The organism is Mesorhizobium silamurunense (assembly GCF_014843905.1).
Lineage (GTDB): Bacteria > Pseudomonadota > Alphaproteobacteria > Rhizobiales > Rhizobiaceae > Mesorhizobium > Mesorhizobium silamurunense.
This window is the reverse complement of record NZ_LPVS01000090.1, coordinates 71904-98031: the sequence shown is the minus strand read 5'-3', so window position 1 is coordinate 98031 and position 26128 is coordinate 71904. Positions and strand designations below refer to the sequence as shown.

The following is a 26128-nucleotide window of genomic DNA, read 5'->3' as shown; positions in this document are numbered from 1 at the left end:
GGTTCAGCGATTGGGTTCAAAGGCCGCTGTTTTCGGCCGCCGTCTTCAGCGCGTCTTCAGGCGAGGTCTGGCCGAGCAGCGATTCCTGGATGGCCTGCTGCAGGGCGGTCGACAGTTCCTGGTATTTCGGCGTGGTCGGACGCGGATACATGGCCGCGAGCCCAAGCTTTGCCGTGGCGATCAGCTCTTCCTGGCCCTTGGTGACGGCCGGGTCGTCGTAGGACGAGGCCCAGATCGGCAGCGAGAGCTTGGCGTACTGGTTCTGCGTCTTCTGAGAGGTCATGAACTCGATGTACTTCCAGGCCTCGTCAGGATGCTTGCTGACGGCGGTGATGCCGAGACCCATCGAGCCGTTGACGGCCGAAACCTCGCTCTTGCCGGCAACGCCCGGCGCCGGCACGACGCCGACCTTGCCGGCAACCTTCGAGTCCTTCGGGTCGTTGGCCATGTTGTACATATAGGTCCAGTTGAGCGCGAAGGCGGCATCGCCGTTTTCGAACACCTTGCGGACGTCTTCTTCCAGGAATTCCTTGGAATTGGGATTGGTCAGGCCCGACTTGTAGCTGTCGACCATGTATTTCAGCGCCTCGAGGCCGCCGCCGTTCTGGAAGTCCGGCTTGCCGTCCTTGAGGAAGTCGCCCTTATAGGCGCTGACCAGGGTGGTGTAATCGCAAATGGCGGCTTCGGCCTGCGACCAGCTCCAGGCGATCGGCGTGGCGAGCAGACCCTTGTCCTTGATCATCTTGGCCTGTTCGTTGAGCTCGTCCCAGGTCTTCGGCGGCGCCTTGATGCCGGCCTTCTCCAGGATTTCCTTGTTGTAGAACAGGTATTTGGTGTCGAGGATCCAGGGCATGCCATAGTACTTGCCGTCATACTGGACGGTGGTCCAGGCGCCGGGCAGCACGCCCTTCTTCATTTCGTCGGTGATCTTCGACGACACGTCCACCAGCACTTTGTTGGTCGCATATTCTGCCGGCCAGATGACGTCGAACAGCACGACGTCGTAACCGCCGCCGGAGCCTTGCGCGAGCACGGTCTTGTCGTGGAGGCCTTCATAGGGAACGAATTCGAGATTGACCTTGATGTCCGGATTGGCCTTGGTGAAGGCCTCGGTCATGGCGCGGACGTCGGCTTCGCTGTAGGCGGCCTGCGCCATGAAGAGCGCGTTCAAGGTGGTTTCGGCGAAGGCGTGGGGAACCAGCAGCCCGCCAATGAAGACCGCGCCCAGAAGTGTCCTACCGATCGATTTCAGCATGTTTTTTCTCCCATTTTAGAAATCCGCGGGTTGGCGGCGTAGGCAGCACGCCGCTCTCCCGAATGCTATCGCGTGTGACCGGATCTGCCGGAGCGGCGGGCGGCGAAGGCTCGGCGCCATGCCGTCTTTTTCTTGAAACCGTTCTGGTCTTCACCATTAAGTCAATTCGCTTGACTTAATTAGTCATGCAATCCTTTAATGGAGTCAAGGGGGAAACGCAGGTGCACGACATCAGCCCGATCCGCGCCAAGAGCGGCACCAACCAGGAGGGGACGAGCGCGCACAACCGCCGCGTCATGATCGAGGCGCTGCGGCTCAACGGCGCGCTATCGCGCGCCGACCTGGCGCGAGCGACCCAGCTCACCAAGCAGGCGGTTTCGAATATCGTCGAGGATCTCGAACGCGACGGCCTGGTCGTGGCGCTGGATGCGGTGCGCAAGGGCAGGGGGCAGCCCTTCACGCCCTACAGGCTGGTGCCGGAAGGCGCCTTCGCCATCGGCCTGCAGATCGACCGACACCTGACACGTGTGGTCGTGGTCGACCTCGTCGGCAATGTCGTGGCCCGCGCCGAGGCGAGCCTTCCGTTCGACCAACCGTCGGAAGGCGTCGAGATCATCCTCGGGCTTGTGGCTCGCGTCAGGCACGAGCTGGCCGGCATCTCCGCCCAATCGGAGCGACGGTTGGTCGGCCTCGGCGTCGCGATGCCAGGGCCTTTCGGCCTCAAGAATCCCGACAACAAATGGATGATGCCGGCCTGGCAGCAATTTCCGCTGCTGGAGACGCTGGCGGCCGGGACCGGACTGAATGTCGGATTGCAGAACGACGCCGCTGCCTGCGCCACGGCGGAGCGCATCGTCGGCGCGGCGCATGGCATCGATCACGCGGTCTGCCTCTATGTGGGTTACGGCATCGCCGCCGGGCTCATCCTCAACGGCGAGCTTTACAGCGGCGGCAACGGCAATGCCGGCGAGATCGGCATGGCGCTGCTGTCTCCCGCGGGGCCAGGTTCGACGCCGCTCGAGCACCGCGCCTCGCTTGCTTCGCTCTACCAGCATCTCGGCCTCAACCCCGCCGATGCCAACCTCTACGAAAAATTGGCCGCCTTGGCCGTCGCGGCAGATCCCAAGGTCATGGGCTGGATCGAAGACGCCGCATCCGATCTGCGCTGGAGCGTGCATCTCATCGAAACGATCTTCGATCCACAGACCGTCATCCTCACCAGCGGCGCGCCCGAGCCTCTGGCCCGGCGCCTGCTGCAGGCCATGCATCCGCTGCTGCCGTCCATCGCCGATCGCCCCGGGCGGCGACTGCCGCGTTTGCAACTCGGCACCACCGATCCATGGGCCATCGCCGTCGGCGCCGCGGCCGAGCCGATCAGCAGGGCTTTCGACCCGCGCTTCTCGGCTATTCTGAAAGCCGGATAGGCGCTCAGTTTTCGCGGGCCGTGGAAAAACATACCTCGAAGGCCGCATCGACCACAGCGAGCTTGGCTGCCTGCACGGCCATGTATTCCTGGAAGAACTGCCGTGAGACCCACATGACGGAATGTCCGCGCTGGCCGACCCAGCCGATACTGCCGAGCGCCTCGGCGTCATGGAGCTTGCGCGCCAGATGCGTGCGCGACAACTTCAACCAATGCGCGAATTCGCTGATCGAAATGACGCCGGTCGGAATCTTCTCGAGGTTGGCGTCCTCCGGGTCGATGCCCGACATCAGCCAGTCCATGACGATGCCGCCGTTGTTCAACCAGATAAACAACGAGAAAGTCTGTTCGGGTTCCCGCACCGGAACGGACGCGAGCAATCCGTCGCAGATCAATGGCTGCAGCTTTGCCAGCACATCGGGCCGCTCGAGGAAGGTTGCCAACCGGTTCCCGCCGTCGATCCGATCAAGCGTCCTCAAATGGGCATGGATCCAGCCGGTGAAGGTCTCAATGGTGGCCGCGGTCACCCGCAAGGGGTGGGCACGGCCATCGCCGCTCATCGAAAGATATTCAGCGACGTTGTAGTGCAGCATTTCCTTGACGAACGCCTCGGCGGTGTTGCGGCTGGCGACTGAATTGCGGCGCACGACCTCGATGAAACGCGCCACCGTCATTTCGGTGCGGCGATCATTGGGGTCGCGCCTGAAATGCAAAGCGAGCCCGACATGGCCGAGCAGCCAGCGCTGCTGGGTGGCAAAAACGGCGGCAAGGCGCGGGCTGGTTTCGTAGATGTGGATAAGCGCGCGCGACTGTTCCTGGACACCGCGGAGAGCTGCCGGATGACTGGCGATCTCTTCGGCACTCAGCGGCATTTCCTGCGGCACTCCCATTCATATCAAGCAACGGCAAATGAAGATTTATAGCCTTCGCCGGTCGTGTCCAGTTGCCTTTTGGAACAACGATGATTGCACAGCAGGTTCCTCGCTAACTCTTTGCATCAGTTTGGAAAACCCTCAAGCAACAGTCGGATCCACAGGTCTCCTTCGTCGAGCGCTCTGCTTCGGCTGAGCCGCGCCGGCGCTTTGTCCTCCACGCCGCCGCGGTGAGATGCCCCTTGCAAGCTGCGAGCCGCGACCTATCGTGCGGTTTGAAATCCGTCACCTCAGGCCGCCGCCGAGTGAAGCAATGCCGAGAACGATCCGGACGCTGACGCCCAGCGAAGTGGAAACGCTTGTCGACTGGGCGGCGGGCGAGGGCTGGAATCCGGGTATCGGCGATGCCGCCGCACTCAGGGCCGCCGATCCGGAAGGGTTCATCGGCGCCTTCGCCGGCGGCGAGATGGTGGCCGGCATTTCGGCTGTCGCCTACGGCGCGGGATTCGGCTTCATCGGCCTCTATATCTGCCGGCCCGACTGGCGTGGCGAAGGCCATGGCAAGGCGGTCTGGGACGCCGGCATGGCCCGGCTCGGCGACCGGATCGTCGGTCTCGACGGCGTGCCCGAGCAAAGGGCCAACTACCAGCGCAAGGGGTTCGTGCCTGCCTATGAGACCGTCCGCTTCAGCGGAGCTGTCCGCCTGGCCGGCGGCAGCGACATCCTGCCCGCGACGGCCGCCAGCTTCGCCGAGATCCTCGCTTACGACCGCCAGTGCTTCCCGGCGCTGCGCGAGGCCTTCCTGCGGGAATGGCTGCAGCCGCCCCGGATTGCGCTCATGTCCGCCGGCTCGGCCGGCATTGCCGGCTATGGCGTGGCACGCCGATGCCGCGAGGGATTCAAGATCGGCCCGCTGTTCGCCGATGGGATGGACACAGCCTTGGCGCTGGTGGCGGCGCTGGCGGACAGGACAGCGGGCGAAGCGCTGCATATCGACGTGCCGGCCACCCAGGTCGGCTTTGCCGCCATGCTTCAGGCAGCCGGCATGGTTGCGGGCTTCACGACGACCCGCATGTACAAGGGCGGCAAGCCGGGCAACGCCCCGACGAAGGTTTTCGGCATCACGACGCTGGAGTTGGGGTGAGCGCGGATCGCAGGCCGAACCTGTTGGGATCACTGTTCGTCTGGCGTGGTGCACGCGACATGTCTGCGGGACATGGTTCGCATGGAACCAAGGATGGCGTTTCGTGGAGGTTATCGAAATGGCTGGCAGGACAGTCCTGATCGCGGGCGGTGCCGGCGGGATGGGTCTCGCGACCGGACTTCGCCTCGCGGCTGACGGCGACAACGTCGCGCTTGCCGACCTTCCAGGTGTGAAACTCGATGATGCCGTGGCAAAGATCGCCGCGACCGGCGCAAAGGCGATCGGCTTGCCGCTCGATATCCGCTCCGTCGCCGCCTGCCGGGAGGTTGTCGACAAAACCCGTGAGTGGGGCGGCCGTCTGGACATTCTCGTCAACGCTGCAGGCGTCTGGCTCGAGGGACCGGCAAGCGAGGTCCAAGAAGAGCAATGGGACCTTGTGTTGGACGTCAATCTCAAAGGCGCGTTCTTCCTGATCTCGGCCGCCATTCCGCATCTCGCAGCGGCGCAAGGTGCGATCATCAATATTGCGTCCGACGCGGGCATCGTCGGCAACAACGGCGCGGCGGTCTTTTGCGCCTCCAAGGGCGGGCTCGTCCTGCTGACCAAGGCCCTCGCCCTGGAGCTTGCCTCGCGCGGCATCAGGGTCAACGCCGTCTGCCCCGGCGACACGGCGACGCCGATGATCGAGTATCAGGCGACGACCTATGGCGGAAATGATCCGGACGGTTACAAGCGGAAGCTCCTGGGGCACTATCCGCAAGGGGAAAGAGCTCGCTTCATCACCGTGGAGGAGATCGCTTCCTTCATCCACTATCTTTGCCAGCCCGGCGCGGCGCCGATCACCGGGGCCGCGCTTTCGATCGATTTCGGCATCAGTGCCGGATACTGAATTGCGGCGGCATCGGCTTCATCGCCTGGAGGGTTCATGCTCCTGTTTCGCAAATCCCGCACGGCACTGGTGACCGGTGCGGGCGCCGCCGACGGCATCGGCGTCGCCGTCGCACGCGCGCTCGGCGAAGCCGGGCTTGCGGTCGCCATTACCGCCTCGTCGCAGCGTGTCGCGCAGCGCGCTGAAGAGCTGCGGGCGGAAGGGCTCGATGTCCGCGCCGTGGTGGCCGATCTGACGCGCGCGCCGGATGTCGAGCGGCTGTGCTCGGAGGTCGGCGAGATCGATATCCTCGTCAACAATGCCGGCATGGGAACGGTGGCCCAGCCGGCCTTGCAGCGGCGATTTCTCGATCTCAGCGAGAGCGACTGGGACCGGGGCATCGATGTCAGCCTCAAAACCGCGTTCTTGAGCATACGCGGATTCTTGGCCGGCATGGTTCAGCGCGGGCATGGACGCGTGGTGAACATGGCCTCGGTCACCGGACCCTACGTCTCCAACGAAGGAGAGGCCGCCTATTCCGCGGCCAAGGCGGGCATGGTCGGGCTGACGCATGCGCTTGCCCTCGAAGTCGGCCGCAGCGGCGTCACCGTCAATGCCGTGGCGCCGGGCTGGATCGCGACGGGCGCCTCGACGCCGGAAGAGCTCGTTGCCGCGCAAAACACGCCGCTTGGACGCGCCGGCACACCTCAGGAGGTCGCCGCCGCCGTCCTGTTCCTGGCGTCCGACGGGGCGAGCTACGTCAATGGCGCCGTCCTCGTCGTGGACGGCGGCAACATCCTGCAGGAGCGCAAGGGCTGACCGCGATGGGCGAGCCCTTGGCCGCTGCCATCGACCGTTATTTGTTCTCGGCTGCCACAGTGTCCGGCACCACCACCAGCTTGCCGACGAAGTCCTTGGCCATGAAGTCCGTCTGGGCGCGGTGGAAGTCCGACAGTTTGTAGACGCCGCCGACCAGCGGCTTGATTTTCTTTTCCTCGATGTAGCCCACGATGCGGCGGAAATCGCCCCTGGTGCCCTGGCTCGAGCCGTGCAGCTGCAGCTGCTTCAGATACATGGTGCGGAGGTCGAGCTGCACGACCGGCCCGGCAATGGCGCCCGCCGTGGTGTAGCGGCCTTCGGGCCGCAAAATGCGCAGCAGGTCGTTGAAGATGGTGCCGCCGACAAGGTCGGCGACCACGTCGATGGGTCGACCGCCGGTCGCTTCGTTGACCGCGGCAGGCAGATCGGCCACGCCGCGCGTGATCACCTTCTCGGCGCCGATGTCGAGCACGGCCTGCTCCTTGCCCTTGCCGACGACAGCATAGGGGATGGCGCCGCGCGCCCGCGCCAGTTGCACGATGCCGGAACCGACGCCGCCGGACGCGCCGGTGACCAGCGCCCGCTCGCCGGCCTTGAGCTCCGCGCGTTCCAGCATCTGCTCGCCGGTGAGATAGGCACAGCAGAAGGTGGCGAGCTCGACGTCGCTGAGGTCGGTGTCGACGACATGCGCGTTCTCGGCCGGCAGCGCCTGGTATTCGGCATAACCGCCGTCGCGGCCGTGGCCCATATAGTCGATGTCGGCAAGCGAATCGTCGTCGCGGTTGTAGATGGAGAAATCGACCATCACGCGTTCGCCGATGCGGCTGGCAGGCACGCCGTCACCGACGGCAACGATGGTGCCCACCGTGTCGGTGCCCTGGATGCGCGGGAAGGTCAGCGTGTTGCCCTGCCGGCGCCAGGTCGACACCGCGGCGGCGTCCTCCTCCGTGCCATAGGCGCCCTGGCGCACCCACACGTCGGTGTTGTTCATGCCGCAGGCGCTGACCTTGACCAGCACTTCGCCGGCAGCCGGCGAGGGCACCTTCACGTCGGTCCGGTAGACGAGCTTTTCCAGACCGCCATGGCCGGTGAGCTGCACGGCGGCCATCATGGCTGGAACAGTTCTTGTCATGGCGTTCATGTCGCTTCTCAGATGCTGGCCAATACGCTCTTCACCGCGTCGGCGGTCTTGGCGACGATCGTGTCGGCCTCCTCGCGCGTCAGGCAGAGCGGCGGCGCGAATCCGAGAATATCACCCTGCGGCATGGCGCGACCGATGACGCCGCTTGCTGCAAGCGCTGTGGCGATCTGCGGCCCGACCTTCAGCGAAGGATCGAAGAAGACGCGGTCGTCCCGGTCCTTCACGAACTCGACCGCCGCCAGCATGCCGTCGCCGCGCACCTCGCCGACGTTTCTGTGGCCGCCGACGGCCTTGGCCAGCTCGGCGCGGAAATAGGCGCCGGTCTCACCCGCATTCCTAACCAGATCCATCTCATCGATCAGTTCGAGATTGGCGATGCCCGCAGCAACGCAGATCGGATGCGCCGAATAGGTCCAGCCATGGCCGAGCGAGCCCAGCTTGTCGGAACCCTTGACGAGCACCTGCCAGACCTTGTCGGAGACGATGACGCCGGAGAGCGGCGCATAGGCCGAGGTCAGGCCCTTGGCGATGGTGATCAGGTCAGGCTGGATGCCGTAGTGGTCGGAACCGAACATGGTGCCGAGACGGCCGAAGCCGGTCACGACCTCGTCGGCGACGAGCAGCACGTCGTACTTGTTCAGCACCGCCTGGACCTTCTGCCAATAGCCGGCCGGCGGCGGCACGATGCCGCCGGTGCCGAGGATCGGCTCGCCGATGAAGGCCGCGACCGTGTCCGGGCCCTCGGCGAGGATCATCTCCTCGAGCTTGTCGGCGCAATATTGCGAGAATTGCTCCTCGCTCATCGAGCGGTCCGCGCGGCGGAAATAATAGGGCGCCTCGGTGTGCATGATCGGCGCGCGCGGCAGGTCGAAAGCGTTGTGGAACAGCTCGAGCCCGGTCAGCGAACCCGTCATGACGCCAGAGCCGTGATAGCCGCGCCAGCGCGAGATGATCTTCTTCTTCTCGGGCCGGCCGAGAACATTGTTGTAATACCAGATCAGCTTGATGTTGGTCTCGTTGGCATCGGAGCCGGAAAGGCCGAAATAAACCCTCGACATGCCCTTCGGCGCGCGGTCGATGATCATCTTGGAAAGCCGGATCGAGGCCTCGGTGCCGTGGCCGACATAGGCGTGGTAGTAGGCGAGGTTCCTCGCCTGCTCGGCAATGGCATCGGCGATCTTCTGGCGGCCGTAGCCGACATTGACGCAATAGAGGCCGGCGAAGGCATCGATGCTCTTCCTGCCGGTGTTGTCCCACACGGTGACGCCTTCGCCGCCGGCCATAATGCGGGCCGGCGATTCGCCGCGCGCATGCGTGCCCATATGCGTCGAGGGATGGAAGAAGTGGTCGCGGTCCCAGGCCGAAAGTTCGTTGGATTGTTCAAGCATCTTTTTTCTCCTGCAGGGAATTCTTCCGGCGTGGGCTAGGCGACGTCCAGACAAAGGTATTTCAGATCGGTGAAGGCTTCGAGGCCGTGGCGCGAGCCTTCGCGGCCGATGCCGGACTGCTTGACGCCGCCGAACGGGATCGGCGCGCCGGTGATCTTCACCCGGTTGATCGCGACCATGCCGTAGTCCAGCGCGCGGCCCATGCGCGCCTGCCGGGCGCCACTTTCGGTCACGACATAGGCGACGAGGCCGTATTCGGTAGCATTGGCGCGGGTCACGACTTCTGCTTCGTCGTCGAACGGCGTCACGGCCGCGACCGGGCCGAAGGTTTCCTCATGCATGATCAGCGCGTCGTCGTCCGTCACGTCGACGAGCAGCGTCGGCTGGAAGAACAGCTGCCCGGCCGCGTGACGCTTGCCGCCGGTCAGGCACCGCGCGCCGCGTGCGAGCGCGTCCGCCACCTGCTCCTCCACCTTCTTGACGGCACGTTCGTGCATCAGCGGCCCGATATCGGCGTCGCCGGAAAGCCCGTTGCCGGTGCGAAGGCTTTCGATGCGGCGCGCGAAAGCGGCGCAGAACCGCTCGTAGATCGGCCGCTGCACATAGATGCGGTTGGCGGCGAGGCAATCCTGGCCGGAGGTGACGAATTTGGCGTCGAGCGCGATCGTCACCGCCTTGTCGACATCGGCATCGTCGAAGACGATGAGCGGCGCATGGCCGCCGAGTTCCATGACCAGGCGCTTCATGGTCGGTGCGCTCTGCGCGGCGATCTGCCTGCCGACTTCGGTCGAACCGGTGAAGCTCATGGCGCGGACCCTGGTGTCGGCGCACATCGCGCCGACAATCGTTCGCGCATCGCCGGTGACGACGTTGAAGACGCCGGCCGGCAGCCCGGCGCGCTCGCCGAGCTCGGCTAGTGCCAGCGCCGACAAAGGCGTTTCGGAAGAGGGATGCGCGACGATGGTGCATCCGGCAGCAAGGGCGGCCGCCGCCTTGCGGGTGAGCATGGCGGAAGGAAAATTCCACGGGGTTACGACGCCGACAACGCCGAGCGGCTCGCGGCGCACGGTCATCTCGGCGTTGGGCAGGTGGCTGGTGACGCTTTCGGCGTTGAGGCGTTTTGCTTCCTCGGCATACCACTCGACGAAGGAGGCGGCGTAGTCGATCTCGCCCAGCGATTCCTTGAGCGGCTTGCCCTGCTCGAGCGTCATCAGCAGCGCCAGATCGTCCTTGGCGGCGACGATCAGATCGAACCATTTTCGCAAGACCCTTGAGCGCTCCTGCGGCAGGGCCGAGCGCCAGGCCGGGAAGGCGCGCGAGGCAGCATCGATCGCTTTCGTCGTCTGGCCGGCATCGAGCGCGGCGACGAAGGCGACCGTGGCGCCGGTCGCCGGATCGGTGACTTCAAAACTTTCCGCCGCCTCGCTTGCGGTCCAATGGCCGTCGACATAGGCGAGCGCGCGCCGCAGGCGGCGGTCGGCAAGGCGGTCGAGCGCGTCGTGGTGATTCGTGCGGGCAAAATGCGCGGACATCGATTGTCTCCCGGTGCCAAGGCGATGCGGAGAGACTAGCCGCGCGGCTGAGACAGAGAGGCTGTTTCGGCACCATCAGCCAGAAAGATTGTCTCTAATCACCCGCAGGGCCAGACAATCTCTCTAGCTTTGCCCCGGCAGCAGATCGGCGACCGGCAACACCGTCTCCTCCTTCACCGTCTTGGTGACGATGTAGGTGAAGTATCGGTCGATGCCGATCTCGCGTTCCAGCAGGCTATCCACCAGCCGCTGATAGGCGTCGACGTCGCGCGCCATCACTTTCAGCACATAATCGACGCCGCCGCCGACCGACCAGCAGGCGACGATCTCGGGTATGTCGCGAACGACCCGCTCGAAGCGATCGAAATCGGCCTGGCGGTGGTTGGCTAGGGTCACCTCCATCAGTACCGTCGCCACCGGCGCGATGCTGCGCATGGCGATCGAAGCGTGATAGCCGGAAACGATGCCGGCCTTCTCCAGCTTGCGCAGCCGCATCCAGCAGGGCGTCGGCGACAGGCCGACCTTCTCGGCCAGCGCCAGCTTGGTGATGCGCCCGTCGCGCTGGATGGCGTCCAGGATCCTGAGGTCGATCGGGTCGAGTTTCACTGCCGCCATGCCGGCTCCGTTTTTTGCTCAAGGCACCATGACGATGCATTATTTCGATTGTCAATTGCACTGATTTCGATCTCTAATAAGTCATGACATTATGGCAGCCAGATCCTGCGCTCATCCGACGACCGGCCTATCTCTCGCTGGCCGACCAATTCGCCCGCGCGATCCATGACGGGCGGCTCGCCAATGGCGCGCGGCTGCCGACGCACCGCCGCCTTGCGGACGACCTGAAACTTTCGGTGCAGACCGTCAGCCGCGCCTATGAGGAGCTGATCCGCCGCGGCCTGATTTCCGGCGAGGTCGGGCGCGGCAGCTTCGTTCAGACGCAGCGCCGCGAGCCAGAGCCGCCCTACCTTCCGGAACGTCTGGGCGAGGTCATCGACCTCTCCATCCTGAAGCCGGTCTGCGAGCCGATGCATCTGGAGAAGCTGAAGCAGGCGCTCTCCTGGCTGGCCGAGAACCTGCCGTCGAGCTCGGCGCTGTCGTTCCGGCCGAACATGGTGTTCCCGCGCCACCGCGCGGTGGCGGTCGAATGGCTGAAGCTCTGCGGCCTCGAAGCCTCGCCGCAGAACGTCAACCTCACCAACGGCGCCACGGCCGGCATGACGGTGGCGCTGATGAGCGTCGCGCCGCCCGGCTCGACGGTCGCCACAGAGGCGATCGGCCATCACACGCTGGTGCCGCTTGCGCGCTATCTCGGCTTCAACCTCGAAGGCCTGCCGATCGACGACAATGGACTGATCCCCGAGGCGTTGGACGAAGCCTGCCGTCTCTCGGACATCCGCGCCGTCTTCGTCCAGCCTTCGGTGATCAACCCGACGGCGACCCTGATGGACGCCAACCGGCGCGAGCAGATCGCGGCGGTGGCGCGCAAGCATGACATCGCCATCATCGAGAATGATGTGCTTGGGCCGCTGGTCGAAGGCAGGCCTCCCGCCGTCGCCGCCTTCGCGCCCGAGCGGACGCTCTACGTCACCTCATTCACCAAGATCGTCGTGCCCGGCCTGCGCATCGGTTATCTCGCCGTGCCGGACCGCTACGTCGCGGCCGTCGCCAACCGCCACCTCGTCTCGAACTGGATGGCAACGCCGATGGTGGCGGAGATCGCGACGCGCTGGGTGAACGACGGTACGGCGATCGAGTTGGTCAAATGGCAGCGCGGTGCGCTGAGACGCCGGCAGGAGATCGCCGCTGAGGTGCTCACGGGGGTGGACTATCGCTTCCATCGCGATGGGCTGCATCTCTGGCTGGAGCTGCCGGGCGACCGCGCCGAGGAGAGCTTTGTCGCCCAGGCGCGCCTGCGCGGTGTGGCGATCGCGCCGGGCACGTCTTTCCGTATCGCCGCCACGCCATGGCATCCGGCCGTCCGCATCTCGCTCGGATCGACCACCGAAGGGGAACTGCGTGCCGGCTTGAGCGTTGTCGCCAAGCTCCTGCTTGGCGATCCTGAGCATCTCCTGCTCGCCATTTGACGCACAAGCTGAATGCAGATTGCCCTGAAATTGTGCGGCGCGCGAAATATTGTCATGATATTATTTTCCTGATTGACATGATTTGGCGCGTTTCGCATCGTTAAGGGCATAGGCCGCTCCAGAACGGGGAAACATATTGCCCGCGCCCATCATCAAGGTCGATGCCATTTCGAAGAGCTTCGGCACCTTCAAGGTGCTGGACGGCCTGTCGATGCAGGTCATGCCAGGCGAGAAGCTGGCGCTGATCGGCCCGTCCGGATCGGGCAAGACGACGATCCTGCGCATCTTGATGACGCTGGAGAAGATCGACGGCGGCCATATCCAGATCGACGGCGAACAGCTCTATCACATGGAGCGCAACGGCCGGCTGCTGCCGGCCGACGAGCGGCACCTGGCCAAGATGCGCCAGAAGATCGGCATGGTCTTCCAGCTCTTCAATCTGTTCCCGCACAAATGCGTCATGGACAACGTCACGCTGGCGCCGATGCTGACCAAGGGCGTCGCGCGCGCCGCCGCCGAAAAGCGGGCGATGCAACTGCTCGACATGGTGGGGCTGGCCGACAAGGCCAAGGCGATGCCGGCGCAGCTTTCCGGCGGCCAGAAGCAGCGCGTAGCGATCGCTCGGGCGTTGGCGTTGTCGCCCAAGATCATGCTGTTCGACGAGGTTACCTCGGCGCTCGACCCTGAGCTGGTCGAGGAGGTGCTCAACGTCATGCGCAAGCTCGCCGCCGAGACCGATATGACGATGCTGCTCGTCACCCACGAGATGGGCTTTGCCCACGACTTCGCCGACCGCGTGCTGTTCTTCGACCGCGGCAGGATCGTCGAGGAAGGCAAGCCCGATGAGATTTTCCGCCATCCCAAGCAGGAACGCACGCAGGGCTTCCTGAAGAAGATCATCGCGGCCGGACACCGCGTCTGACCGCAATGCCCTAGGGCGGCGAAGCCGTCCCGAAAATCGGAAACGGTCGGCGAGAACGCCGTCCCGAACCGAGCAAACCAAGAAGAGAAACCAAGGAGTTGGGAACGATGAAGAAACTTGGCATCCTGGCTGGCGTCGCCGGCCTCGCAGTGAGCGCAATGCTGCTCGCCTCCGGTGCGCGTTCGGCGGACGACGCAAAGCTCGAGCAACTCAAGCAGCAAGGCTTCGCCCGCGTCGCCATCGCCAATGAGCCGCCCTATACGGCGGTCGCCGCCGACGGCAAGGTCTCGGGCGCGGCGCCGGACGTGGCGCGCGAAATCTTCAAGCGCCTCGGCGTCAACGACATCGTCGCCTCCATCTCCGAATATGGCGCTATGATCCCCGGCCTGCAGGCCGGCCGCTTCGACGTTGTCACCGCCGGCCTGTTCATGAAGCCGGAGCGCTGCGCGGCGGTCGCCTATTCCGAGCCGGTGCTGTGCGATGCGGAAGCGATGCTGGTGAAGAAGGGCAACCCGAAGGGCTTCAAGAGCTATGAGGACATCGCCAAGGATACCTCCGCCACCGTCGGCGCGCCGGGCGGCGGCACCGAGGAGAAGCTGGCGCTCAATGCCGGCGTGCCGCGCGACCGCGTCATCGTCGTGCCGGACGGCCAGAGCGGCCTGAAGATGGTGCAGGACGGCCGCATCGACGCCTATTCACTGCCGGTGCTCTCGATCAACGACCTCATCAAGAAGGCCAACGATCCGAACCTCGAAGTGATCGCGCCGGTGCAGGGCGCGCCGGTCTATTGCGACGGCGCCGCCTTCAAGAAGGGCGACGAGGCGCTGCGCGATGCCTATGACGTCGAGCTTGCCAAGATGAAGAAGTCGGGCGAGTTCGCTAAGATCATCGAGCCCTACGGCTTCTCGGCCAAGGCGGCGATGTCGACGACGCGCGAGAAGCTCTGCGCGGCGAAGTAGTGTTCTTTTGCCTTCTCCCCGTTGACGGGGAGAAGGTGGCCCGAAGGGCCGGATGAGGGGCGGCGCCAGCATTTGAAGGTTAGTGCTGCCCCTCATCTGCCTGCCCGTCCTCCGCAACAACTGCGCTGCAGCTAGGGAGGGTGAACCGGCATCTTCTCCCCCGCGAACGGGGAGAAGGAGCTGTCGCGACCGCCTCGGACAAACACAAACGTAGGACACTTCGCACTTCATGACCCAGTGGTCCGGCTATCTCGGCCTGATATTGCAGGGAGCGCTTGTCACCATCGAGCTGACGCTGATGGGGTCGGTGCTCGCGCTGATCATGGCCTTCCTCGCCGGCATTGGCCGCGTGTCGCGCTTCTCCATCGTGCGGGCACTGGCGACGATCTATATCGAGTTCTTCCGCGGCACCTCGATCTTCGTTCAGCTGTTCTGGGCCTATTTCGTGCTGCCTTTCGTCGGCCTGTCGCTGACGCCGCTGCTGGCGGGCGTGCTGGCGCTGGGCCTCAATGTCGGCGCCTATGCCGCTGAGGTCGTGCGCGGCGCCATCCTGTCGATCGGCCGCGAGCAATACGAGGCCTGCACGGCGCTCAACCTCGGCCGCTGGCAAGGCATGCGCCACGTCATCCTGCCACAGGCGCTGCTGGTCATGCTGCCGACCTTCGGCAACAACGCCATCGAACTGCTCAAGGCGACGTCGGTCGTGTCGCTGATCTCGCTCGCCGATCTCACCTTCCAGGCGCAGGTGGTACGCTCGCAGACCGGCAGCACGCTGATGCCCTTCGTCTCCGTGCTCGTCATCTATTTCGTGCTCGCGCTGATCATCTCCTGGGGCGTGCGCTCGCTGGAGCGCCGCATGGCGCGCGGCCTCGACGGAGTGCGTGTGTGATGGAATGGGATTGGAATTTCGTCCGCGAGATCATGCCGACCTTGATCCAGGGCGTGAAGATCACGATCCTGGCGACGGTGCTCGGCTCGGTCCTGGCGGCGATCGTCGGTCTGGCGATAGCGCTGGCGCGGCGTTCGCCGAACCGGACCGTGTCGCGCAGCGTCGGCTGGTTCGCCGAGTTCATCCGCGGCACGCCGCTTCTGGTGCAGCTCTACTTCATCTTCTACGTTCTGCCCGACATCGGCATTCTTTTGCCGCCGCTGGTGGCAGGCGTCATCGGGCTTGGCCTGCACTACGGCACCTACACGGCCGAGGTCTATCGCGCCGGTATCGAGAATGTGCCGCGCGGCCAGTGGGAGGCCGCCAAGGCCTGCAACCTGAGCGGCTACAATACCTGGACGCATGTCATCCTGCCGCAGGCGATCCCACCGATGATCCCGGCTCTGGCCAACTACTTCATCGCCATGTTCAAGGAAACGCCGCTGCTTTCGGCGATCACCGTGCTTGAACTGATGAACCAGGCCAAGAGCGTCGCCAACACCTACTATCGCTATATCGAGCCGATGACGCTGGTCGGCGCCTTCTTCCTCGTCATCAGCCTCTGCTCCGTCGTACTCTTGCGCTGGCTGGAGCACCGCTACGGCAGGATCGAGAGATGAAAGTCATGAACCCGTTGCCCGAAATCCGGCTGGCGCCGAGCCGGCCCGCCCTCGATGCGCGTCCGCTTGAAAAGCGCGTCGGCCTGATCACCCTTGCCACCGACCATACCAGCGAGGTCGACTTCCGCCGCATGGTGGCGAGCGAGCGGATCGGCGTTTATGTGGCGCGCATTCCCTATGCCAATCCGACGACGCCGGAAAACCTGCGCAAGATGCAGCCGTCGCTTTCGGCAGGCGCGGCGCTGATCCTGCCGGACGAGCCGCTCGACGCCGTCTGCTATTCCTGCACATCGGCCTCCGTGGTGATCGGCGATGCCGAGATCGAAACGGCGATCCAAGCGGCCAAACCGAATGTTGCCGTGATCACGCCACCCATGGCAGGCGTGCGCGGACTGAACGCCTTTGAGGCGAAGCGGATCAGCATTCTCACCCCTTACACCGTCGAGACCAGCCGGCCGATGGCAACCTATTTCGCCGCGCACGGCTTCGACATCGAGAGCTTCACCTGCCTCGGCTTCGAGGACGATCGCGAGATGGCGCGCATCAAGCCCGGTTCGCTCGTGGACTTGGCGCGCAAGGCAACGCACGCGCAGGCCGATGCGCTGTTCGTTTCGTGCACCGCGCTGCGCGCGGCGCTTGCCGTTCCAGGCATGGAAGAAGCGATCGGCCGCCCGGTCGTCACCAGCAACCTGGCCAGCGCCTGGAACTGCTTGCGGCTCTGCGGCGACGACACGCCGCGGCCGGAGTTCGGCCGGCTGATGACGAAGTCATTGGCCCAGTGATCGACATGGAAGTCACGCTTCAGCATATTCGCGCTGCGCGCGAAAATATTGCCGGCAAGGTCGAGCGGACACCCGCCGTTAAGTCGCAAAGCCTCTCGGACCGCGCGGGCCATCCCGTCCACCTCAAGCTGGAACATCACCAGACCACCGGCGCGTTCAAGCTGCGCGGTGCGTCCAACGCCATCGCCGCGCTGAGCCCGCAAGAAAGATCGCGCGGCGTTGTCGCGGCGTCGACCGGCAATCACGGTCGCGCGCTCGCCCATGCGGCGAAACTCGAAGGCATGCGCGCGGTGATCTGCATGTCCAGGCTGGTGCCCGAAAACAAGCTCGACGCCATCCGCCGCCTCGGCGCGGATATCCGTATCGTCGGCAACAGCCAGGACGACGCACAACAGGAGGTCGACAGGCTGGTCGCGGAGGAGGGGCTCATCATGCTGCCGCCCTTCGACCATCCAGACATCATCGCCGGGCAAGGCACTCTGGGCCTGGAAATCATGGAGCAGGTTCCGGACGCAGCAGCTGTGGTGGTGCCGCTTTCCGGCGGCGGATTGGCAGCGGGCGTCGCGGCGGCGGTCAAAGGGGTGAGCCCGGGCACCAAAGTCATCGGCGTCTCGATGGCGCGCGGTGCCGCGATGAAGGCGAGCCTCGATGCCGGGCGTCCCGTGCAGGTCGAGGAACTGCCGACGCTGGCGGATTCGCTCGGCGGCGGCATCGGCCTCGACAACCGGCTGACCTTTGCCATGTGCCGTGGCCTGCTCGACGATGTCATCCTGCTCTCCGAGGACGAGATCGCCGCCGGCATCCGCCATGCCTATGCGGAAGAGCGCGAGATCGTCGAGGGCGCGGGCGCCGTCGGCATCGGCGCGCTGCTTTCCGAAAAGGTGAAGGTGAACGGCCCCACCGTTCTTATCCTCTCCGGCCGCAACATCGACATGAGCCTGCATCGCCGCATTGTCTGCGGCGACCCTGAACTGGAGGAGAGCGCCGCGTGAGCCGCATGACCATCCTCACCGAAGTGGAACTGCGCAAGATCGTGAGGCTCGATCTCGACGCCGTCGCCTGTGTCGAAAATGCCTTCCGCGCTTTGGCCACGCTGCCGGTGGCGATGCCGCCGATTCTGAGGCTCGACATTCCCGAGCATCGCGGCGAGGTCGACGTGAAATCCGCCTATGTGCCCGGCATAGACGGCTTCGCTGTCAAGATAAGCTCCGGCTTCTTCGACAATCCGGCGCTCGGGCTGCCGAGCGGCGGCGGCATGATGGTGCTGCTTTCGGCAAAGACCGGTGTGGTCGAGGCGCTGCTGCTCGACAATGGCTATCTGACCGACGTCCGCACCGCTGCTGCCGGCGCGGTCGCGGCCAAGCATTTGTCGCGCGAAGACTCCGCCATAGCCGCGATCTTCGGTGCCGGTTTGCAGGCCGGCCTGCAATTGGAGGCCTTGCGCCTTGTCAGGCCGATTGAGGAAGCGCGCATCTGGGCGCGCGACGCAGCCAAGGCCGAGGCGACCGCCGCGCGCTTGCGCGAGAGACTGGGCATCATGGTGCGCGCCGAACCGGATGCGGCGAACGCGGCAGCCGGCGCCGACATCATCGTCACCACCACGCCTTCGACCGAGCCGCTGATCAAGGCCGGTTTCGTTTCCGCCGGCCAGCACATCACAGCTATGGGCTCGGATGCCGAGCATAAGAACGAGATCGCGCCGGCGATCCTTCGTATGGCCGATCTCTATGTCGCCGACAGCGCGAAGCAGACGCGGCGTCTCGGGGAGCTTCACCATGCCATCGAAGCTGGCGTGATGGCGGCCGACGCCGACGTTACCGAACTCGGCCAGGTCATCGCCGGAAAGAAGCATGGACGACGCTCGGCCGACGACATCACCATCGCCGACCTCACCGGCACTGGCGTGCAGGACACCGCGATTGCCACTCTGGCCCGGGACCGCGCGCGGGCGGCCAATGCCGGAACCGTTTTCGAAAGCTGATACCTGGCCAGAGCGTGATCCGGAAAAGTGGGAACCGGTTTTCCGAAAAGATCACGCTCAAACAGAAATAGGCGAGGAGCCTGATTCAACGAAGTTGAATCAGGCTCTGGGCCCAACAGACGAGGACCAAGAACGATGCAGCCAAACCTGAAATTCTCGCGAGGCGAATTTGCCGATCGCCTCGCCAAGACGCGGAACGCCATGGAGGCCAAGGGGGTCGATCTGCTGATCGTCAGCGATCCCTCCAACATGGCCTGGCTGACCGGCTATGACGGCTGGTCCTTCTATGTGCATCAGGCGGTCATCGTGCCGCCTTCGGGCGAGCCGGTCTGGTACGGTCGCGGCCAGGATGCCAATGGCGCCAAGCGCACCGCCTATCTCGCGCACAACAACATCGTCGGCTATGCCGACCACTATGTGCAGTCGACCGAGCGGCACCCGATGGATTACCTCGCCAGCGTGCTGGCGGAGCGCCGCTGGGACAAGCTCACCATCGGCGTCGAGATGGACAATTACTGGTTCTCCGCGGCCGCCTTCGCCGCGCTGCAGAAGCACCTGCCCAATGCCCGGTTCGTCGACGCCACCGCGCTGGTCAACTGGCAGCGCGCCGTGAAGAGCCCGGCCGAGATCGGTTACATGCGCAACGCCGCCCGCATCGTCGAGGCCATGCACAAGCGCATTGTCGACAGAATAGAGGTCGGCATGCGCAAATGCGATCTGGTCGCCGAGATCTACGACGCCGGCACGCGTGGCGTGGAAGGCATCGGCGGCGACTATCCGGCGATCGTGCCGTTGCTGCCGTCGGGCGCCGATGCCTCGGCGCCGCATCTCACCTGGGACGACCAGCCGATGAAGGCGGGCGAGGGGACATTCTTCGAGATCGCCGGCTGCTACAACCGCTACCATTGCCCGCTGTCGCGCACCGTCTTCCTCGGCAAGCCGACGCAAGCCTTCCTCGACGCCGAGAAGGCGACGCTGGAGGGCATGGATGCCGGCCTTGCCGCTGCCAAGCCGGGCAACGCCTGCGAGGACATCGCCAATGCCTTCTTCGCCGTCTTGAAGAAGTACGGTATCGTCAAGGACAACCGCACCGGCTACTCGATCGGTCTTTCCTATCCGCCGGATTGGGGCGAACGCATCATGAGCCTGCGCCCCGGCGACCGCACCGAGCTCAAGCCCGGCATGACCTTCCATTTCATGACCGGTCTCTGGCTGGAGACGATGGGGCTGGAGATCACCGAGTCGATCCTGATCACCGAGACCGGCGTCGAATGCCTGGCCAACGTGCCGCGCAAGCTCTTCGTGAAGGACTGAGACCGATGTCAGCTCTGCGTCCATCGCCGATCACGCCGACCGTCGACTTCGAGCGCGACGGCGTCCAGCACGGCTTCCTGCGCCTGCCTTACAGCCGCGACGATTCCGCCTGGGGCTCGGTGACGATCCCGATCTGCTTGATCCGCAACGGCAAGGGGCCGGCGGCGCTGCTTACAGGCGGCAATCACGGCGACGAGTATGAGGGGCCGCTGGCGCTCTACGAGCTCGCCCGCACGCTCGACCCGAAAAGCGTCACCGGCACGGTCATCATCGTGCCGGCGATGAACTATCCGGCGTTCCGCGCCGGCACGCGCACCTCGCCGATCGACAAGGGCAACATGAACCGCAGCTTTCCCGGAAGGCCCGACGGCACGGTGACGGAAAAGATCGCCGATTATTTCCAGCGCGAATTGCTGCCGCGGGCAGACATCGTGTTCGACTTCCACTCGGGCGGAAAGACGCTCGATTTCGTGCCGTTCTGCGCCGCGCATACGCTGCCGGACAAGGCGCAGGAAAAGAAGGCTTTCGCCGCGGTCGAGGCTTTCTCTGCGCCGTTCTCGATGCGCATGACCGAGATCGATGCGGTCGGCATGTACGACACGGCGGCGGAGGCGATGGGCAAGGTCTTCGTCACCACAGAGCTTGGCGGTGGCGGGACATCGCGGGCCGAGACGGTGCGCATTGCCCGGCGCGGCGTGCTCAACGTGCTTCGCCATGCCGGTATTGCTTCCGGTGCGGTCGAGAAGGGCAGAACTCAATGGCTCGATATGCCGTCGGGCGATTGCTTTGCCTTCGCCGAGGACGACGGCATGATCGAGACCATGATCGATCTCGGCGAGAAGGTGGAAGAGGGCCAGGTCGTGGCGCGCATCCATTCGACCGGCCGCACCGGCATCGCACCGCAGGAGATCAAGGCCGGGATGTCGGGCCTGCTGGCCGCGCGCCATTTCCCGGGCCTGATAAAGGCCGGCGATTGCGTCTCAGTGCTCGCCGTCGAGGTCGATTGATGCCCGATCGCGGTGCCAGATCACGCGTCGTGCTGAGCGTTTGAGAAGCGATATCGTACGCAGACCTATTTGCCTGCGTACGGCTCGCATTCAACCGTGGAATTGGTAGGCGGCAATGGAATCCGGTTTCATCTCGATCGAGAAGCCGGGTGCCGTCGGCGGCATATAAGCCGCGTTCTCGATGATACAGGGCTCGAGGAAATGCTCGTGCAGGTGATCGACATATTCGATCACTCGGTCCTGCTTGGTGCCCGACACCGCGACGTAGTCGATCGTTGAGAGATGCTGGACATATTCGCACAGGCCGACGCCGCCGGCATGCGGCCAGACCGGCAGGCCGAACTTGGCCGCGATCAGCAGGACGGCCAGCACCTCGTTGAGGCCGCCCATGCGGCAGGAGTCGATCTGCACGACGTCGACGGCGCCGCCGGCGATGAACTGCTTGAACATGATGCGGTTCTGACACATCTCGCCGGTCGCGACCTTGATCGGCGCCACGGCCTTGCGGATTTTCGCATGGCCGGCGATGTCGTCGGGGCTGGTCGGCTCCTCGATGAAGAAAGGCTTGGCGAAAGCGAGGTCGTGCAACCAGTCGATCGCCTGGTCGACCTCCCAGACCTGGTTGGCGTCGATCATCAGGTAGCGGTCCGGACCGATCACTTCGCGGGCGATCCTCAGGCGGCGGATGTCGTCGGCGCGGTCGCGGCCCACTTTCAGCTTGATGTGATCAAAACCCTGGTCGACTGCTTCCTGGCAGAGGCGTCTCAGCTTGTCGTCGGGATAGCCGAGCCAGCCGGCCGAGGTGGTGTAGCAGGCATAGCCTTCGCGTTCGAGCGTTGCGATGCGCTCGGCCTTGCCGGGCTCGGCCTTCTTCAGGATATCCAGCGCCTCGGCCGGCGTGATCGCATCGGTGAGATAGCGGAAGTCGACAATCCGCACGAGCTCTTCCGGGCTCATTTCGGCGACCAGCCGCCAGACCGGCTTGCCGACCTCCTTCGCCCATAGGTCCCAAACCGCATTGACCACGGCGCCCACGGCAAGGTGCATTGCGCCCTTGTCAGGGCCAATCCAGCGCAACTGGCTGTCGCCGGTCAGGTGATGCCAGAAACGGCCGGGATCCTCTTTGACCCATTCGAGGTCGAGGCCGACGACCAGATGGCGCAGCGCTTCGATCGCCGCGCAGCAGATTTCGTTGCCGCGGCCGATGGTGAAGGTGAGCCCGTGGCCCTTCAATGAGGGGACGTCGCTGTCGAGGATGACGTAGGACGCGGAATAATCCGGGTCGGGGTTCATGGCGTCCGACCCGTCGAGGCTTTGCGACGTCGGAAAGCGCAGGTCGAAGACGCGAAGATCGATAATGCGGGTCATGTTCACTGCCTCATCAGATCGACCAGCCGCCGTCGATATTATAGGCCTGTCCGGTCGTGTAGGTGGCGCCGGCGAGATAGACGGCAAGGTCGGCGATTTCCTCGGCCGTGCCTAGCCTGCCCATCGGCTGGCGAGCGATGAAGGCCGTGCGGGCGGCCTCGTAGTCGCCCTGCGCCCGCATGCGGCTTTCGAGCGACGGGCTCTCCACCGTGCCGGGGCAGATAGCGTTGCAGCGGATTCCCCTGGCGACATAGTCGGCGGCGATCGACTTGGTCAGGCCAATCACCGCCGCCTTGGTCACACCATAGGCGAAGCGGTTCGGCACGCCCTTCGGGGCGCCGGCGACCGACGCCATGTTGATGATCGCGCCGTCGCCGCGCTCGAGCATGCCGGGCAGCACGGCGCGGATGGTGCGGATCATGGCGCGAACATTGAGATTGAAGGCGAAGTCGAGGTCCTCTTCCTTCATCTCGAGGATGGAGCCGGAATGGACGAAGCCGGCGCAGTTGAACAGCACATCGACGCGGCCGATCTCGGCGAAGGCGCCTTTGACGGCATCGTCGTTCAGCACATCGAGCTTGCGGGTGGCGATGCCTTTCTGCCCGTTGAGCTCGGCCAGCGCGGATTCGTTGATGTCGGTGGCATGTACGGTTGCTCCGGCCGCGGCAAATGCGAGCACGCTGGCGCGGCCAATGCCTTGTGCGGCCGCGGTGACGACGACGGTCTTGCCGTCCAGTGAATGAGCCATGTCGTGTCTCCTTCCGAGTCTCAAGCCGGCTGCTTGCGCCGCTCGACGATATAGATGTGGTCCGCGGCCAACACGACTTCGTCCCGCTGGTTGATGACCTCGACGCGTTCGATGACGCGACCGGAGGCCGGCCGTTTCGGATCGTCTTCTTTCGCGGCGATCGTCGTGCGCGTGTGGATCGTGTCGCCGATGAAGACCGGCTTGATGAAGCGCAGCCTGTCATAGCCGTAGGAGAAGGCCACCGGATTGATGATGGTCGCCGTCAGGCCGACGCCGACGGAGAACACCAGCGTGCCATGCGCGATGCGCTGGCCGAAGGGCGTCGTCTTCATGAACTCGGCGTCCATGTGATGCGGAAAGAAATCGCCGGTGTGGCCAGCATGGACGACGAAGTCGGTCTCGGTGATCGTGCGGCCGCTGGTGAGCCGCGACGAGCCGATCTCGTAGTCCTCGAAATAGGTGAACTGTTCCATCTCATCCCTACGGTTTTTCCGCGAGCGGCGTCGCCGGCGCGGCGCTCGATTTGTAGGCGGCTTCGACCAACGCCATCGTATTCCAGGCGTCCTCGACGGAGCTGACCAGCTCGGCGTCCTCGCCGCAAGCGAAGCGCTGAACATTGGCCATGCGCCCGACGAAGGCGTCAGGGAACCATTCGCCGGCAAGTGGCACGCTCACCCAGTCCGACCCGCCCTTGGGATAGATTTCCAAAATGTCCGGCTCGCCGCGCGGATAGTCGAGATTGAGGCCGAGCTTGACGTAGGCGGCGCCTTCGGTGCCGCAGACGCGGAACTCGCAGGCCTGGTGCCGGCGTCCGAACTTGTGGTCGTGGTTGATCGAGAGCGCGCAGCGCACCGTGTCGCCATAGTCGAGAATGGCGCTGGTGCGCGTCTGCGCGACCTTGTGGTTGGGATGGCCGAGCGTCTTGGCATGCACGCCCTTCGGGTCGCCCAATAGTTGGCGGATCAGGTCGAGATAGTGGATCGAATGCATGGCGATCTCGACGCGCGGCGCCGTGAGCAGGAACTCCCAAAGCTGCCACGGAGTAGCCAGCGCCAGCCAGGCGTCGAAGTCGACGACTTCGCCAAGCCAGCCCTTGGCGATCGCGTCCTTCAGCGCCAGCATCATCGGCGCGAAGCGGAGCTGGAAATTCACCGCCGCCTTCAGCTTCTTGGCGCGGCAGATTTCAAGAATCTCGGTCGCCTCGCCGAGATAGTTGCCCATCGGCTTTTGGATCAGCGCCACCGCGCCGTCAGGAAGGGCCCTCAGGACTTCGGCGTGCCGGCCGGGCGGCGTCGCCAGGTCGAAGATCGCATCCTTCACCGCTGCCGCTTCTTCCAGCGAGCGGTAGGCGGTCACGCCCCATTTCTCGGCGAGCTTTCGCGCTTTAGCCCGGTCCGGATCGTAGAGGCCCATGCCGGCGGACGCGATGCCTGGTCCGGCAAGCGGAAACTCGACCTGCCAAAAGGCCTGCCAGCGCGTGCAGCCGTCGATCTGCGCGGCCTCGGCAAGATCCTTCGGCACCTGGCGGAAGAAGCCGTCGATCAGCCAGATGGTGAAAGGCACGTTGAGCGCGACATAGGCGAGGATCAGGCCGAAATGCGTGTCGATGATGTCGAGGCGGGCATAGACGAAAAACAGCGGCAGCGAGAGCGCGATGCCGGGCACGGTGCGGGTCAGCATCAGGCCGAGGAACATTGCCGACTTGCCACGGAAACGGTAGCGCGCGAAGGCGTAGCCGCCGGCCATGCCGATGGCGATGGCAATGACGGTCGAGGTGATCGAGATGATCAGCGAATTGCGGAAATAGTCGAGGACGGGAATGCCGCCCTTGCCGACGCCGCTGAACATGGCGATGTAGGCGTCGAGCGAGACCTGCTGCGGGATCCAGACCGGCGGCTTGGCGAGGATTTCGACCGTCGGCCGCAGCGAGGACAGCACGATCCAGATGCCGGGCAGGCAGATCAACAGCATGGCGAGGAACAGGCCGATGCGATGCGCGATCGTCGCGGCGCTACGCTTCAGGCGGGCGGATGCGTTGGCGTCCATTCTCACCACTCCGCGCCGATCTGGGTGCGCGCCGCGGCGAGCTTCTTGAAGAAATAAACTGTGAAGACGATCGACAGCAGGATCGAGAAATAGGCCATGGCATTGGCCACGCCCATGCGGGCATCGCTGTATGCGGTGCGCGCGACCAGCGTCCACAACAGCTCCGTGCGGCCGGCCGGGCCACCATCGGTCATGATCTTGACGATGTCGTAGGCGCGCGCGACGTCGAGCGAGCGGATGGTCATGGCGATGTAGGCGAAGGGCATGATGAAGGGCCAGGTCACATAGCGGAAGGTCTGCCAAGGTGTGCAGCCGTCGACGCGCGCCGCCTCGACCGGCTCCTTGGGCATGGCGAGCAGGCCGGCAAGGATCAGGATCGCGAAGATCGAGGTCGACGACCAGATCTCGGCGATCGAAATGGCGATGAAGGCGAGGTGGCCTTCGATCAGCCAGGGGATGGCATCCCGCGTCAGGCCGAGCGACTGCAGCGCGTTGTTCACCAGCCCAATATTGTCGTTGAACATGAACTTGAACTGGAAGCCGACGAGGATCGGCGAGAACATCATCGGGAACATCATGATGGTGCGCAGCAGCCGCTGGCCGCGGCTGGCCTTCTCGACCAGCAGCGCGAGGCCGAGCCCGAGCAGCATCTCCAGATTGAGCGCGATGGTAAGCAAAAGCACGGTGCGGCCGAAGGCCCACCAGAAATTCGCGTCGGACAGAATGTTGCGATAGTTGCGCAGGCCGATGAAGGTGAAGAAGGTCTCCGGCCGCGTCAGCCTGAACGGCGTGAAGCTGGAATAAAATGACAGGCAGAGCGGCACGACCACCACCGCCGCCAGCACGAGCACGGCCGGCAGCAGAAGAAGGGTTGGCGCGGAAAGCCGCTTGGCCGTCATGCGATGTCCTAAAGAAGTTTGCGCGGCC

25 protein-coding genes are annotated in these 26128 nt (G+C 64.6%); 14 read left to right on the top strand and 11 right to left on the bottom strand.

The genetic code is table 11. The features are described 5' to 3' along the window. Positions 1–16: 16 nt before the first annotated feature. Complete coding sequence (locus tag AU465_RS26820; RefSeq protein ID WP_192254895.1) at positions 17–1255, bottom strand: extracellular solute-binding protein; 1239 nt, start codon at positions 1253–1255, stop codon at positions 17–19. Positions 1256–1476: 221 nt separating this feature from the next. Between AU465_RS26820 and AU465_RS26815 the strand changes: the two genes are divergently transcribed. Beyond that, positions 1477–2679, top strand: a complete 1203-nt coding sequence (locus AU465_RS26815; protein ID WP_192254893.1) for an ROK family transcriptional regulator — start codon at positions 1477–1479, stop codon at positions 2677–2679. A gap of 4 nt (positions 2680–2683) precedes the next feature. On the opposite strand, the gene AU465_RS26810 is transcribed toward AU465_RS26815, so the two are convergent. Continuing rightward, the gene (locus tag AU465_RS26810; RefSeq protein ID WP_192254891.1) at positions 2684–3550 is read right to left on the bottom strand and encodes a hypothetical protein; all 867 of its coding nucleotides are present in this window, start codon (positions 3548–3550) and stop codon (positions 2684–2686) included. Positions 3551–3863: 313 nt separating this feature from the next. Between AU465_RS26810 and AU465_RS26805 the strand changes: the two genes are divergently transcribed. The 3 genes from AU465_RS26805 to AU465_RS26795 all read left to right on the top strand — a co-directional run bounded on the left by AU465_RS26805 (position 3864) and on the right by AU465_RS26795 (position 6381). After that, positions 3864–4694, top strand: a complete 831-nt coding sequence (locus AU465_RS26805; protein WP_192254889.1) for a GNAT family N-acetyltransferase — start codon at positions 3864–3866, stop codon at positions 4692–4694. Positions 4695–4812: 118 nt separating this feature from the next. Next, positions 4813–5583: an SDR family NAD(P)-dependent oxidoreductase gene (locus tag AU465_RS26800; RefSeq protein ID WP_192254887.1), complete on the top strand. Its 771-nt coding sequence runs from the start codon at positions 4813–4815 to the stop codon at positions 5581–5583. 36 nt (positions 5584–5619) lie between these two features. Next, positions 5620–6381, top strand: coding sequence for an SDR family oxidoreductase (locus AU465_RS26795; RefSeq protein WP_192254885.1), 762 nt, complete (start codon positions 5620–5622; stop codon positions 6379–6381). A 37-nt stretch (positions 6382–6418) separates the two neighbouring features. Here the strand turns inward: AU465_RS26795 and AU465_RS26790 are convergent, their stop codons facing one another. From AU465_RS26790 to AU465_RS26775, 4 genes are all read right to left on the bottom strand, one after another. After that, entirely contained in the window at positions 6419–7522 is a 1104-nt protein-coding gene (locus AU465_RS26790) for an alcohol dehydrogenase family protein (protein WP_192254883.1), read from the bottom strand. A gap of 8 nt (positions 7523–7530) precedes the next feature. Next, the gene (locus AU465_RS26785; RefSeq protein WP_192254881.1) at positions 7531–8910 is read right to left on the bottom strand and encodes an aspartate aminotransferase family protein; all 1380 of its coding nucleotides are present in this window, start codon (positions 8908–8910) and stop codon (positions 7531–7533) included. A gap of 35 nt (positions 8911–8945) precedes the next feature. Beyond that, positions 8946–10442, bottom strand: a complete 1497-nt coding sequence (locus AU465_RS26780) for an NAD-dependent succinate-semialdehyde dehydrogenase (RefSeq protein WP_192254879.1) — start codon at positions 10440–10442, stop codon at positions 8946–8948. Positions 10443–10565: 123 nt separating this feature from the next. Next, complete coding sequence (locus AU465_RS26775; RefSeq protein WP_192255006.1) at positions 10566–11048, bottom strand: Lrp/AsnC family transcriptional regulator; 483 nt, start codon at positions 11046–11048, stop codon at positions 10566–10568. Between the two features lie 92 nt (positions 11049–11140). Here AU465_RS26775 and ehuR point away from each other — a divergent pair, with 92 nt between their 5' ends. From ehuR to doeB, 10 genes are all read left to right on the top strand, one after another. Continuing rightward, positions 11141–12526, top strand: a complete 1386-nt coding sequence (gene ehuR, locus AU465_RS26770; RefSeq protein WP_192254877.1) for a MocR-like ectoine utilization transcription factor EhuR — start codon at positions 11141–11143, stop codon at positions 12524–12526. 136 nt (positions 12527–12662) lie between these two features. Further along, positions 12663–13448: an ectoine/hydroxyectoine ABC transporter ATP-binding protein EhuA gene (gene ehuA, locus AU465_RS26765; protein WP_210325259.1), complete on the top strand. Its 786-nt coding sequence runs from the start codon at positions 12663–12665 to the stop codon at positions 13446–13448. A gap of 158 nt (positions 13449–13606) precedes the next feature. Then, on the top strand, positions 13607–14407 hold the full coding sequence (ehuB, locus tag AU465_RS26760; protein ID WP_246506464.1) for an ectoine/hydroxyectoine ABC transporter substrate-binding protein EhuB: 801 nt from the start codon (positions 13607–13609) through the stop codon (positions 14405–14407). Positions 14408–14636: 229 nt separating this feature from the next. Then, positions 14637–15296 (top strand): ectoine/hydroxyectoine ABC transporter permease subunit EhuC, encoded by a 660-nt coding sequence (ehuC, locus tag AU465_RS26755; RefSeq protein WP_192254872.1) that lies wholly within the window; start codon positions 14637–14639, stop codon positions 15294–15296. Beyond that, a complete protein-coding gene (gene ehuD / locus AU465_RS26750; RefSeq protein WP_192255002.1) occupies positions 15296–15955 on the top strand; it encodes an ectoine/hydroxyectoine ABC transporter permease subunit EhuD in 660 nt (219 codons plus the stop codon). Before ehuC ends, ehuD begins: the two co-directional genes overlap by 1 nt. Positions 15956–15960: 5 nt before the next feature. Then, positions 15961–16737 carry an ectoine utilization protein EutA gene (gene eutA / locus AU465_RS26745; RefSeq protein ID WP_192255000.1) on the top strand — a complete coding sequence of 259 codons (777 nt, stop codon included), beginning with the start codon at positions 15961–15963 and terminating at the stop codon, positions 16735–16737. 5 nt (positions 16738–16742) lie between these two features. After that, on the top strand, positions 16743–17729 hold the full coding sequence (eutB, locus tag AU465_RS26740; RefSeq protein WP_192254870.1) for a hydroxyectoine utilization dehydratase EutB: 987 nt from the start codon (positions 16743–16745) through the stop codon (positions 17727–17729). Beyond that, the gene (locus tag AU465_RS26735; protein ID WP_192254868.1) at positions 17726–18718 is read left to right on the top strand and encodes a cyclodeaminase; all 993 of its coding nucleotides are present in this window, start codon (positions 17726–17728) and stop codon (positions 18716–18718) included. The genes eutB and AU465_RS26735 overlap by 4 nt, the downstream gene beginning before the upstream one ends. Positions 18719–18853: 135 nt before the next feature. After that, positions 18854–20032, top strand: a complete 1179-nt coding sequence (gene doeA / locus AU465_RS26730; protein ID WP_192254866.1) for an ectoine hydrolase DoeA — start codon at positions 18854–18856, stop codon at positions 20030–20032. Positions 20033–20037: 5 nt separating this feature from the next. Next, positions 20038–21039 carry a N(2)-acetyl-L-2,4-diaminobutanoate deacetylase DoeB gene (gene doeB, locus AU465_RS26725; protein ID WP_192254864.1) on the top strand — a complete coding sequence of 334 codons (1002 nt, stop codon included), beginning with the start codon at positions 20038–20040 and terminating at the stop codon, positions 21037–21039. A gap of 90 nt (positions 21040–21129) precedes the next feature. Here the strand turns inward: doeB and AU465_RS26720 are convergent, their stop codons facing one another. From AU465_RS26720 to AU465_RS26695, 5 genes are all read right to left on the bottom strand, one after another. Further along, positions 21130–22407: an L-fuconate dehydratase gene (locus tag AU465_RS26720; protein ID WP_192254862.1), complete on the bottom strand. Its 1278-nt coding sequence runs from the start codon at positions 22405–22407 to the stop codon at positions 21130–21132. Positions 22408–22420: 13 nt separating this feature from the next. After that, a complete protein-coding gene (locus tag AU465_RS26715; RefSeq protein WP_192254860.1) occupies positions 22421–23155 on the bottom strand; it encodes an SDR family oxidoreductase in 735 nt (244 codons plus the stop codon). A gap of 20 nt (positions 23156–23175) precedes the next feature. Beyond that, positions 23176–23628, bottom strand: a complete 453-nt coding sequence (locus tag AU465_RS26710; protein WP_192254858.1) for a MaoC/PaaZ C-terminal domain-containing protein — start codon at positions 23626–23628, stop codon at positions 23176–23178. 7 nt (positions 23629–23635) lie between these two features. Next, complete coding sequence (locus AU465_RS26705) at positions 23636–24901, bottom strand: ABC transporter permease subunit (protein WP_376774907.1); 1266 nt, start codon at positions 24899–24901, stop codon at positions 23636–23638. Between the two features lie 302 nt (positions 24902–25203). Beyond that, complete coding sequence (locus AU465_RS26695; RefSeq protein ID WP_192254856.1) at positions 25204–26100, bottom strand: carbohydrate ABC transporter permease; 897 nt, start codon at positions 26098–26100, stop codon at positions 25204–25206. Positions 26101–26128 lie beyond the last annotated feature (28 nt).

Coding starts and splice junctions, on each gene's coding strand:
- AU465_RS26710 (WP_192254858.1), bottom strand. CDS start 23,628: ATGGAACAGTTCACCTATTTCGAGGACTACGAGATCGGCTCGTCGCGG.
- AU465_RS26695 (WP_192254856.1), bottom strand. CDS start 26,100: ATGACGGCCAAGCGGCTTTCCGCGCCAACCCTTCTTCTGCTGCCGGCC.
- ehuB (WP_246506464.1), top strand. CDS start 13,607: ATGCTGCTCGCCTCCGGTGCGCGTTCGGCGGACGACGCAAAGCTCGAG.
- eutB (WP_192254870.1), top strand. CDS start 16,743: ATGGAAGTCACGCTTCAGCATATTCGCGCTGCGCGCGAAAATATTGCC.
- AU465_RS26720 (WP_192254862.1), bottom strand. CDS start 22,407: ATGACCCGCATTATCGATCTTCGCGTCTTCGACCTGCGCTTTCCGACG.
- ehuC (WP_192254872.1), top strand. CDS start 14,637: ATGACCCAGTGGTCCGGCTATCTCGGCCTGATATTGCAGGGAGCGCTT.
- AU465_RS26790 (WP_192254883.1), bottom strand. CDS start 7,522: ATGAACGCCATGACAAGAACTGTTCCAGCCATGATGGCCGCCGTGCAG.
- AU465_RS26800 (WP_192254887.1), top strand. CDS start 4,813: ATGGCTGGCAGGACAGTCCTGATCGCGGGCGGTGCCGGCGGGATGGGT.
- AU465_RS26820 (WP_192254895.1), bottom strand. CDS start 1,255: ATGCTGAAATCGATCGGTAGGACACTTCTGGGCGCGGTCTTCATTGGC.
- doeA (WP_192254866.1), top strand. CDS start 18,854: ATGCAGCCAAACCTGAAATTCTCGCGAGGCGAATTTGCCGATCGCCTC.
- AU465_RS26795 (WP_192254885.1), top strand. CDS start 5,620: ATGCTCCTGTTTCGCAAATCCCGCACGGCACTGGTGACCGGTGCGGGC.
- eutA (WP_192255000.1), top strand. CDS start 15,961: ATGAACCCGTTGCCCGAAATCCGGCTGGCGCCGAGCCGGCCCGCCCTC.
- AU465_RS26780 (WP_192254879.1), bottom strand. CDS start 10,442: ATGTCCGCGCATTTTGCCCGCACGAATCACCACGACGCGCTCGACCGC.
- AU465_RS26705 (WP_376774907.1), bottom strand. CDS start 24,901: ATGGCCGGCGGCTACGCCTTCGCGCGCTACCGTTTCCGTGGCAAGTCG.
- ehuR (WP_192254877.1), top strand. CDS start 11,141: ATGACATTATGGCAGCCAGATCCTGCGCTCATCCGACGACCGGCCTAT.
- AU465_RS26785 (WP_192254881.1), bottom strand. CDS start 8,910: ATGCTTGAACAATCCAACGAACTTTCGGCCTGGGACCGCGACCACTTC.
- AU465_RS26805 (WP_192254889.1), top strand. CDS start 3,864: ATGCCGAGAACGATCCGGACGCTGACGCCCAGCGAAGTGGAAACGCTT.
- ehuD (WP_192255002.1), top strand. CDS start 15,296: ATGGAATGGGATTGGAATTTCGTCCGCGAGATCATGCCGACCTTGATC.
- AU465_RS26810 (WP_192254891.1), bottom strand. CDS start 3,550: ATGCCGCTGAGTGCCGAAGAGATCGCCAGTCATCCGGCAGCTCTCCGC.
- AU465_RS26715 (WP_192254860.1), bottom strand. CDS start 23,155: ATGGCTCATTCACTGGACGGCAAGACCGTCGTCGTCACCGCGGCCGCA.
- doeB (WP_192254864.1), top strand. CDS start 20,038: ATGTCAGCTCTGCGTCCATCGCCGATCACGCCGACCGTCGACTTCGAG.